Source organism: Streptomyces sp. FH025, assembly GCF_017427025.1.
Lineage (GTDB): Bacteria > Actinomycetota > Actinomycetes > Streptomycetales > Streptomycetaceae > Kitasatospora.
In genome coordinates this window covers 26635-37156 of record NZ_JAFLNG010000005.1, presented here as the reverse complement: position 1 = coordinate 37156, position 10522 = coordinate 26635, and the positions used below count along the sequence as shown (strand labels likewise).

Below are 10522 nucleotides of genomic sequence, written 5' to 3'. Positions count from 1 at the left end.
GGCCACCACCACCCGCGAGGAGCGGCTCGCGCTGCTGACCCGGCTACGGGACGGGATCGCCGAGGCCCAGGGCGAGATCACCTCGACCGTGGTCGCCGAGCTGGGCGCCCCGGTCGGCTTCGCCGGGGCCGTGCACGCCGGCCTGCCGCTGGCCGTGGCGACCTCCTACCTGGCCCTGCTCGCCGAGCACCCCTTCGAGGAGCGGATCGGCAACTCGGTGGTGCTCGCCGAGCCGGCCGGGGTCGTCGCGGCGATCACGCCGTGGAACTACCCGCTGCACCAGATCGTGGCCAAGGTCGTCCCGGCGCTGGCGGCCGGGTGCCCGGTGGTGCTCAAGCCCGCCGAGGACACCCCGCTGGTGGCCCGGCTGTTCGCCCGGCTGGTGCACGAAGCGGGCTTCCCGGCCGGGGTGTTCAACCTGGTGACCGGTACCGGCGCGGTCGCGGGCGCGGCGCTGGCCGCCCACCCGGAGGTGGACGTGGTGTCGTTCACCGGTTCCACCGCGGTCGGCCGGCAGGTCGCCGAGACGGCCGGGCGCGGGTTGAAGCGGGTCGCCCTGGAGCTGGGCGGCAAGTCCGCCAACGTGGTGCTGCCGGGCGCGGACCTGGCCCGCGCGGTCAACGTGAACGTGGCCAACGTGTTCGCCAATTCGGGTCAGACCTGCAGCGCCTGGACCAGGCTGCTGGTGCACCGGGACCAGTACGAGGAGGCCGTCACGCTCGCCACCACGGCCGCCGCCAAGTACGTCCCGGGCGACCCGACGGACCCGCAGACCCGGATCGGCCCGCTGGTCAACTCCAAGCAGCTCGAACGGGTGCGCAGCTACCTGCACGGCGCGCTCGCCGAGGGCGCCCGGCTGGTGGCCGGCGGCCCGGAGCCGCTGCCCGAGCTGCCGACCGGCTTCTACGTCCGCCCGACCGTGCTCGCCGACGTCACCCCGAACATGGCGGTGGCCCAGGAGGAGATCTTCGGCCCGGTCCTGTCGATCCTCTCCTACCGGGACGAGGACCACGCCGCCGAGATCGCCAACGGCACCGTCTACGGCCTGGCGGGCGGTGTCTGGGCCGCGGACACCGACACCGCCGCCGCCTTCGCCCGCCGCCTCGACACCGGCCAGGTCGACCTCAACGGCGGCCGCTTCAACCCGCTGGCCCCCTTCGGCGGCTACAAGAGCTCCGGTCTCGGCCGCGAACTGGGCCGCCACGGCCTGGAGGAGTTCCTCCAGTACAAGTCGCTGCAGTACTAGGCCTGTTCGTCGATGCGCTGTGAGGCACGTCTCATCGATCCAGCCATCTACGGGGCAGCACTGGCCCGGCTGTCTTCCGAAACTGGATCCACCAACCCGCACGGACCGGCCGGAGGACCTCCCCAGTGCGCACGACGAACACGCCTTCGAGGAAGCAGTCAAGGGTTCGACAGATTCAGGCCGACCTCGGCACATCCATGAATGAGGTGACCGCCGAACTCCACCGCAGCGACGTCAAGGCGGCCGGAGTCGGGACCGCCGCCGGCGCCGGAATCGCCATGATGGTCGCACTGAGTTCGGCTCCGCCCCCGGCGACCGGCCTGGCCCGGACGGCGGTGCTGATCTCGGTCGGCCTGTTGGTCGTTTCGCTCGGCCTGGTGCTGGCTTCCGGCCGCCCACAACTCCACCACGATAATCGCCTCGCGCTCTCGTTCAGCGACTTCGCAAGGCTGACGCCAGATCAATTGATCGAATCTGTCTCGGGGCGGAAGCACAGCGATTTGACGTCAGCCCAGGCCCAGCGACTGGCTTCTCTCTCGCGCTTGGCCGTACGCAAGTACCGCCTCCTCCGAACCGCTTCCGACATGCTCTCCCTCGGCCTGACTCTGGGAATCCTGGCCGCTGTGCTCATCCTTGAGGCACACTGAGCCGGCACGCCGTTCACACCCGCCGGCTCGGTGTCCGCCGAGCCGGCATCGCGTCCGCCCGGAGGCCCGATGCCAGAGTCACACCGCGAGTATCTGGGCGAGAGCTGCTGGGATTTGCTCTGCCGGCTGGCGCCGCTCAAGCACCGCAATTCCGGCACCACACTACTCAGGCAAGGGGACGACGCGACCTCCGTCATCCTCCTCGAACACGGCAACGTCATGGTGACCGCCCACGGCCCCCATGGCGCCGAAGAACTCCTCGCGGTCCGTGGAAGCGGCGAAATCCTGGGCGAAATGGCCGTGTTGACCAATGGACGGCGCAGTGCGACTGTACGAACCCTCGAACCCTGCCGGGTTCGTGTGGTCACTGCGGCCAAATTCAGCGATCTCGTGGACGAGCACGATCTACTCCGACGGCTCCTCCAACATTCCTACAGCCGCATCCGCGAATCCGACCGAACCAAGCTGGAGTTGGCCACCGGATCGGTCGCGCTCAGACTCGCCAGTCTGCTGTCGCGCCTCGCCGACACGGCGGCTACGGACGGCCCCGTCCGCATCCAGCTGCCGCAGGAGGATCTGGCCCGCCTGATCGGCGCCTCACGCAACGCGGTCGGCAGGGCCCTGAAGGAATGGAGCGGGCATGGCTGGCTGACCACCTCGGCCGGCGGCGGTCTGACGGTCACGAACCTGGCTGCGCTGCGCTCCCACGCGGCGACGGCGTAGGCGCACGAGCGCCACGGCGACGTGTCACAGGTCACCCTCGGCCTGCACACCAGTGGGCAGCACCGGCTGCGAAGGACCGACAGGATCGCTTCCGCCATCCGGACATCACCACCGACCCCACGGAGGACACCGTGACGCTGCTGCCCGCGCACACCGGCCCCGACGACCTTCCGCCGGACTACGCACTCCTGACCACCGACATCGTCGGCTACAGCAAGGTCCCCGAGACCGCCATGCCCGCCATGCGGAACGCGCTCGACGAGGCCCTGGCCGAGGCGTTCGAGGAGAGCGGTCTGGCATCCGAGTGGGAGAGCCACAACCTCGGACGGGACACCGGCGACGGGTGGATCAGGGTCGTGCCCGCCGCGAAACTTCCCCGGCTGGTCGACCCGTGCATCTCGCTCTTCGAGGAGGCCCTCCACCGGTACGACTGCGGGCGGCACGCGGCCGCGCCCGTACTGCGGACCCGGCTCAGTGTCCATCTCGGCCCGCTGTCCCCCGACTACCGGGGCAACGCGATCAACGACGTCTGCCGGCTGGTGGAGAGTGACGCGGTCCGTTCCGCGGCCGCCGTGGCGGCCGAGCACGACTCGTTCACCGCCGCCATCATCTCGGACGAGGTCCACCGGCGGGTGGTCCTGGCCGAACGCACCCTGGGCCTGTCGCCGCGGGACTTTCTCGAGGTCTCCGCAAACGTCCGGGAGAAGCAGTTCAGCCGTTCAGCCTGGGTCCACGTGCCCCGGCTGGCTCCCGCTCTCATCCGGCCCGCCGTCGAGGCCAGCCGGCCGGCCACCGGCACGTCGGCGGCCGGCCAGCCCGCGGCCGCGCCGGCCATCCAGATCACGGGCAACGTCGGCACTGCGGCAGAGACGATCCAGTGCATGAACGTCGGGGGCATCAGCTTCGCATGACCGAGTACCACCTGGCCGGGCCGCTGCACTTCCTGCCTCCGCCCAAGCGGATGAACCCGGCACCAGCCGGCCCGGCCCGCGAGGACGTGCGCCCCGGGGCACAGCAACCCGATCCGCCGGCGGAGCCCACCGCGACCGGGGCACCCGCCCGTGTACCCCCGGTGATCAGTGTCAACGGCAATGTCGGAATCGTGGCGGAGAACATCGAGAACCTGTACCTCCAGGACATGTTGGAGGTTCGGAAGCTGGACCGGCCGGAGCTGCTCGATTCGCCGACCTTCGCACGCCCGAACTCGTGGAATGACGTCTGGACGCAGGGAATGGCCGCGCTGGCCGATCCTTCGATCCGGGTGATCATCATGGTCGCCCCGCGCGGCTATGGCTCCACCACTCTCGTCCATCAGTTACTGGCAAAGCACACTCAAGCGGAACTGCCGATCCTCCAACTGGAGCCGAACTGGATGCGGCCGAAGGTCTCCAGGATTCCCCTCGGCCACCGCCAGATCTGTCAGTTCGACCTCAAGGACCCGGAGACCGACCGACTGTCGAACGCCTTCCTGACCGACCTTGGGAGCCAGGTCAAGAAACTGGCGGACGCCCAGTCGATGTGGGTGCTCAACATCACCACCGAGCTCTGGGCGAAGCATTGGGGGTGGTTCGCTCCCGGGGTCCAGGTGATCGAGCTCCGATCGCCGCCGGAGCCGCAGGAGGTCGTCGAACGCAGGCTCGTCACAATGCGGTTGCCCTGGCTCGTCCGCTACGTCCGCGAACGCACCGCCCGTACTCACCTCTCTGCCATGCGCGACGCCGTCCAAGCGGTCGGCGCCGCCCACGCGCTGGCCCGGCAGTGGGACGAGTTCAAGCGCGACAAACCACAGGCGTGGCGGGCGATCAGTAGGCCCCCCGAGGCCTTGCAGGACAGAGCACTTGACCAGAGCTTGCTGCTGCGCATCGTCAGCGCGCTCGGCGACTGGCGCGAGGAACTGGACCAGCGGTTCGCCCACGCCGACGGCTCGAAGGCGGGACTGCCGCTCGAAGACCGTTGCCTGCTCCTCTCGCTCGCGGTGCACCGGAGGGGACCCGCCCCCGCGATCTCGAAGTCGGCCAGGACCTTGGAGGGGATCATCGCCGACAGCGACCGTACCCAACCGCCCACGAGCGTCAGCCAGGTCTTCGCCGGCCGGGGGCTCCGGCAGCGGCTGCTCGACCTCGGGGCACGCGTGGACTCGCAGGACATCGTCGAGTTCCACCGCCCGGGCTTCGACGACGCCGTGCTCATGTACGTCTGGGACAACTACGAGGACATGCGGCCGGTCCTGGTGAAATGGCTCGTCCAGATCACAGCGCCCGGCAACCTCGCCCATTCCCCCAGTGTGTCGTCGCTGACCGCGCTGGCCCTGCGGCACCAGGACTCGTCGGTGCTCAGCAAGATCAGGGAGGCCGCCGGTCCTGGCCGGATCTCGATCTGCACCACGGTGATGACCAGGGTTCTGGGGAACGAGCAGATGGCACACGCCGCTTGGGCCCGGCTCTACCGATGGGCGGACGCCGGCACGGACTTCCAGACCGTCGTGGTGAGCGTGGCAGCCGAGGTCCTGGCCGACGACCGGTCCACGCCATCCGAGCGTAAGAAGGCTGTCACCCGCCTGCGTCGAGTCGCCGAGACGGCCCAGGACCGATCGCTCCTCGGCAGGGTCCTCGACACCTATCGCAAACTCTGCGCGGACGACGCCGGACGGGACCTCCTGATCGGTGAAGTCCTGCTCTGGAAGCTCCGGTCCCGCGCGCACGTACCCGGCAAGATCGCCCTGCTGGCGCTGATGGGGCCGGCCGACACCACCACACCATGGCTGTTCGGAGCTCCCCGCGACGAGTACCGGGCGGCCATCGACGGAGCCCTGGGCGACGTGTTCGCGGACCGGGAGTTCGAGGCCAAGGCGATGGACGCGGCCGCGACCTGGCTGGAGAACGCGGTCGGCGACGAGGCGGTCTACTCCGCGGTCCGCGACCGGCTGGTGCCGCTCATCCAGGAACAGCCTTCGCGAACGGCCGGAATGAGCCTCCTGAACCGGCTCGGACAGATCTTCCTTCCGGACGGGAGGCGAGCCGGTGACGACCTCTGGGCTGCGATCTGTCGTCGTCCCTAAATCATCGGCGGCCCGGGCGAACGACGATCCTGCCGAGCGTTGGTGGGCATCAGCGACACCCCGCCGACGCCCACCAACGCTCGGCATGGCATCAGGCCAGGTCGATGCCCGGGTAGAGCGGGAAGGGGGCGAGGAGGTCGGCGGCGCGCTTGGCGATGCCGTCGCGGAGGGAGTCGTCGAGGGCGTAGTTGGCCTTGGACGGGGCGCCGTTGGCGGTGGTGGTGGGGGTGGTGGCGCGCAGGACGGTGTCGATCAGGGCGGCGATCTCGTCCATCTCGGCGGTGCCGAGGCCGCGGGTGGTGAGGGCCGGGGTGCCCAGGCGCACGCCCGAGGTGTACCAGGCCCCGTTCGGGTCCTGCGGGACGGAGTTGCGGTTGGTGACGATGCCCGAGTCCAGCAGCGCCGCCTCGGCTTGACGGCCCGTCAGGCCGTAGCCGGAGACGTCGGCGAGGACGAGGTGGTTGTCGGTGCCGCCGGTGACCAGCTTGCCGCCTCGGCGCAGCAGGCCCTCGGCGAGCGCCTGGGCGTTGTCGACGACGGCGCGGGCGTAGGCCCGGAACTCGGGGCGGCGGGCCTCGGCGAAGGCGACCGCCTTGGCGGCCATGACGTGCGACAGCGGGCCGCCGAGCACCAACGGGCAGCCGCGGTCGACGTGTTCGGCCAGCTCGGCGGTGCTCAGCACCATGCCGCCGCGCGGGCCGCGCAGGGACTTGTGGGTCGTGGTGGTGACGATGTCGGCGTGCGGCACCGGGTCGTGGTCGCCGGTGAGCACCTTGCCCGCGACCAGGCCGGCGAAGTGCGCCATGTCGACCATGAGGGTCGCGCCGACCTCGTCCGCGATCTCGCGCATCCTGGCGAAGTTCACCAGTCGGGGGTACGCGGAGTAGCCGGCGACCAGGATCAGCGGGCGGAACTCGCGGGCGGTCTCGCGCAGGGCGTCGTAATCGATCAGGCCGGTGGCCGGGTCGGTGCCGTAGCTGCGCTGCTCGAACATCTTGCCCGAGATGTTGGGCCGGAAGCCGTGGGTGAGGTGGCCGCCGGTGTCCAGGGACATGCCGAGCATGCGCTGGTTGCCGAGCTCCTGGCGCAGCTGCGCCCAGTCCTGCTCGGTGAGGTCGTTGACGTTGCGGACCGCGGCGCGCTCCAGGGCCGGGCTCTCGACCCGCTGGGAGAGGACGGCCCAGAAGGCGGTGAGGTTGGCGTCGATCCCGGAGTGCGGCTGGACGTAGGCGTGGTCGGCGCCGAACAGGGCGCGGGCGTGCTCGGCGGCGATGGTCTCGACGGTGTCGACGTTGCGGCAGCCGGCGTAGAAGCGGCGGCCGGCGGTGCCCTCGGCGTACTTGTCGCTGAGCCAGTTGCCCATGGCGAGCAGGACGGCCGGGGAGGCGTAGTTCTCGCTGGCGATCAGCTTGAGCGAGGCACGCTGGTCCTCCAGCTCCCGGCCGATGGCGGCGGCGATCCGCGGTTCGACGCCGGCCACGACGTCCAGGGCGCTGCGGAAGGCGGTGTCGGCGGCGGGGCTCGCGGTGGTGTGCGGGCTCTGCGCCAGGTTCGGGGTCTGCTCGTGCTCGGTCTGGGCCATGGCGGTCTCCTGGTGGGGATGCGGGCGGCCCAGGCGCTCGGCAACTGAACGTGAGAATCCACGGGACCGCTTCCCGATGGTCGATTCCATCCCTACGCGCCAGTCGCGGTCCACCGGGATCGTATCAACATCGCGGGGACTGTGGCGGAGGTCTCAGAATGCGGAACGGCCAGCCCGGTTTGATGGCATATGTCCGTTCTTCTGCAACGTCCGTGTTGCAGGGAAATGAAGCCGCCACATTTCCCGAAACAGTCCGGAAGGAATTCCGCCGGGGCGCACAGCGGTGATTTGCGGAACCTCGGACGCATCCGATCTGATGTCGCTCGACCGGCCGCCGGGAAACCCCCGGAGACCGGATCGGAAATGCCCACCAGCGCACCCTCACCCATGGGGCGGCGGAGAATTCGGGGAGTACGCCTCTCATGGCAGCGGTCGACACAGTCGCAGTTCCCAGCACGGCCCCCGCGCCCGCCGCGCCGAGCCTGCTGCGCCGCGTCCTGCGGGACCGGGTCGGCGCCGCCGCCCTCTCCGTCGTCCTGCTCTTCCTGCTGCTCGCCCTGGGCGCGCCGCTGATCGCCGCCCTGTACGGGAAGAATCCGGTCGAGCACTACGGCCAGAACACTCCCGGCCTGCTCAGCGACGGTGGGCTGCCGATGCTGCCGAACGGCGGGATCTCCGGCGACTTCTGGTTCGGCCTGGAGCCCGGTCTCGGCCGGGACGTGCTGACCCAGCTGCTGTACGGCATCCGCACCTCGCTGCTGATCGCCTTCGCCTCGGCCGTGGTGACCACCACGCTCGGCGTGCTGGCCGGGGTCGCGATCGGCTATCTCGGCGGAATCGCCGACCGGCTGTTCGGCTTTCTCGCCAATGTGCTGCTGGCCTTTCCGACCCTGCTCCTGCTGCTCGCGCTCAGCCCGGTGATCCAGTCCCGGCTGGTCGACCCGGGCGCGGCGGAGCCGGAATGGATGCAGTTCCTGGTGCTGATTCTGGTTTTCTCCGCGTTCGGCTGGATTCCGCTCGCGCTTTCCCTCCGCGCCACCGTCCGCTCGCTCCGGGAAAGGGATTTCGTGCAGTCCGCCCGGGCGCAGGGGGCGAGCCGTTTCCATGTCGTCGTCCACGAACTGCTGCCGAATGTGCGCTCGCAGCTGCTGGTGCACGCCACCATGGCGGTACCGACCTTCGTCGCCTCCGAGGCCGCGCTGTCCTTCCTCGGCGTCGGTGTCACCGAGCCCGTGCCGGACTGGGGGCGGATGATCGCGCGCGGCTCGGAGGTCTTCCAGGCCGACCCGACGTACATGGTCTTCCCCGGCGCGGCGCTGCTGGCCTTCGTCGTCGCCTTCAACCTCCTCGGCGACGCCGTCCGGGACGCGCTGGACCCGCGCGTCGGCGGCCGCTGAGGCCCTCGAACCTCATTCGCCTTCATCAACCCCTGCCCTCCCCGGCGCGATCCGCCGGGGCAAGGAGAGATTCGCCATGCGCTGGACCAAACCGTCACTCGCCGTCATCGCCACCGCGCTGCTGGCGACCTCCTGCTCGGCCGGCGCGGGCGGCAGCGGCTCCGCCCCCGCCGGGGCCTCGGCCAAGGAGACCTCCCCGCTGACCGCCGCGCTCGGCACCGAGAAGGAGAGCGCCGGTCCGGCCCCGGCCGTCCCCGGCGCCCGCCCCGGCGGCACGGTCAACGTGTACAACAGCGTCGAGTTCCGCCACCTGGACCCGCAGAAGGTCTACGCGGGCGCCACCTACAACGCCTCGCTCCTCTGGGGCCGACAGTTGACGCAGTATCAGGTCGTCGACGGAAAGGCCAAGTTGGTCGGCGACCTGGCCACCGACACCGGCACCCCGACGGACGGTGGCCGGGTCTGGACGTACAAGCTCAAGGAGGGCGTGGCCTGGGAGGACGGCAAGCCGATCACCGCCCAGGACGTCAAGTACGGCATCGAGCGCAGCTTCGGCAAGGGCTACGAGGTCGGCCCGCCGTACTGGCCGCAGTGGCTCACCGGCGAGGCGAGCTACGAGGCGGCGCGCGCCAAGTACTCCGGCCCGCAGGACGGCGACCTGGCCGCGATCGAGACGCCGGACGAGCGCACCATCGTCTTCCACTTCCCGCAGCCGCAGGCCGACGTGCCGTACATGGCCGCGCAGTCCTCCTCCTCTCCGGTGCGCCGGGACAAGGACACCAGCACCGACTACGACAAGCTGCCGTTCGCCACCGGCCCGTACCGGATCGTCGAGCACGTCCAGAACACCCGCATGGTGCTGGAGCGCAACCCGGCGTGGAAGGCCGAGACCGACCCGATCCGCAACCAGTACCCGGACAAGTTCGTCTTCACGTACGGCAAGGAGGCGCTCAACATCAACCAGGAGATCCTGTCCGGACGCGACGGCGGCGCCAACGCCACCACCGCCAACGACACGCTCTCCCCCGAGCTGTACCAGACCGTCGACACCGACCCGAAGGCCAAGGAGCTGGTCGTCTCCGGCCGCGAGGGCGCCTTCGTCACCCAGCTGGTCATCAACAACGAGCGGGTGCCGGACGTCCAGGTGCGCAAGGCGCTGCACCTGGCCTACCCGCGCCAGCAGGCCCGGCAGGTCCAGGGCGGCTCCCGGACCGGCGAGCTGGCCACCACGCTCAGCTCGCCCGCACTGATCGACTGGCAGAAGTACGACCTCTACCCGGCCAAGCCGGAGGGTGACCCGGAGGCCGCCAAGGCCGAGCTCGCCAAGGCCAAGCAGGCGCCGGCCAGCCTGACCTACGGGTACAAGAACACGCCGGAGGGGCAGCGCGTCGCGCAGGTGCTGGTGGACGGCTTCGCGAAGGCGGGCATCACCGTGGTGCCGAAGCCGATCGACTCCAAGGCGTTCCTGGACGAGGTGCACCGCGCCGACTCCCCGTACGACCTGTTCGAGGAGACCTCCTCCGTCGACTGGCCGACCCCGTCCACGCTGATCCCGTTCTCCTTCGACGGCCGGGCCGGCAGCGACCTCAACGCGGCCCGCTACCGCAACCCCGAGGTCGACAAGGAGATCGACCGGATCAACCAGATCGGCGAGCCGCGCGCCAAGGCCAAGGAGCTGTACGCGCTGGAGCAGACGGTGATGAAGGACGTGCCGGTGCTGCCCTTCGCCTACCCGACCACCAACCAGCTGCGCGGCAGCAACGTCGGTGGGGCGTTCGTCCACCCGATCTACGGGACGGTCGGGCTGACCTGGCTGTACCTGAAGTCCTGACGTTCTCAAGCCCTCAGGCCCTCAGGCCCTCAGGCCCC

8 protein-coding genes and 1 riboswitch are annotated in these 10522 nt (G+C 70.1%); of the genes, 7 read left to right on the top strand and 1 reads right to left on the bottom strand.

Going from position 1 to position 10522, the window contains the following annotated elements:
- The 5 genes from J0670_RS00790 to J0670_RS00770 all read left to right on the top strand — a co-directional run.
- Positions 1–1246, top strand: a 1246-nt coding sequence (locus J0670_RS00790) for an aldehyde dehydrogenase family protein (protein ID WP_207808579.1), incomplete at its 5' end; no start/stop codon positions are given.
- Positions 1247–1371: 125 nt separating this feature from the next.
- Entirely contained in the window at positions 1372–1893 is a 522-nt protein-coding gene (locus J0670_RS00785) for a Pycsar system effector family protein (protein WP_207808577.1), read from the top strand.
- Positions 1894–1962: 69 nt separating this feature from the next.
- Positions 1963–2616, top strand: a complete 654-nt coding sequence (locus J0670_RS00780; RefSeq protein WP_207808576.1) for a Crp/Fnr family transcriptional regulator — start codon at positions 1963–1965, stop codon at positions 2614–2616.
- 131 nt (positions 2617–2747) lie between these two features.
- Positions 2748–3527, top strand: coding sequence for a hypothetical protein (locus J0670_RS00775; protein ID WP_207808574.1), 780 nt, complete (start codon positions 2748–2750; stop codon positions 3525–3527).
- Positions 3524–5674 carry a hypothetical protein gene (locus tag J0670_RS00770; protein WP_207808572.1) on the top strand — a complete coding sequence of 717 codons (2151 nt, stop codon included), beginning with the start codon at positions 3524–3526 and terminating at the stop codon, positions 5672–5674. The genes J0670_RS00775 and J0670_RS00770 overlap by 4 nt, the downstream gene beginning before the upstream one ends.
- A 91-nt stretch (positions 5675–5765) precedes the next feature.
- Here J0670_RS00770 and J0670_RS00765 read toward each other — a convergent pair whose 3' ends face one another.
- Positions 5766–7256: a glycine hydroxymethyltransferase gene (locus J0670_RS00765; RefSeq protein ID WP_207808571.1), complete on the bottom strand. Its 1491-nt coding sequence runs from the start codon at positions 7254–7256 to the stop codon at positions 5766–5768.
- A 20-nt stretch (positions 7257–7276) separates the two neighbouring features.
- Positions 7277–7373: riboswitch (ZMP/ZTP riboswitch) on the bottom strand.
- A gap of 305 nt (positions 7374–7678) precedes the next feature.
- Here J0670_RS00765 and J0670_RS00760 point away from each other — a divergent pair.
- Together J0670_RS00760 and J0670_RS00755 are read left to right on the top strand one after the other, a co-directional pair.
- Positions 7679–8653, top strand: coding sequence for an ABC transporter permease (locus J0670_RS00760; RefSeq protein WP_207808570.1), 975 nt, complete (start codon positions 7679–7681; stop codon positions 8651–8653).
- 76 nt (positions 8654–8729) lie between these two features.
- Positions 8730–10484, top strand: coding sequence for an ABC transporter substrate-binding protein (locus tag J0670_RS00755; protein ID WP_207808569.1), 1755 nt, complete (start codon positions 8730–8732; stop codon positions 10482–10484).
- Positions 10485–10522 lie beyond the last annotated feature (38 nt).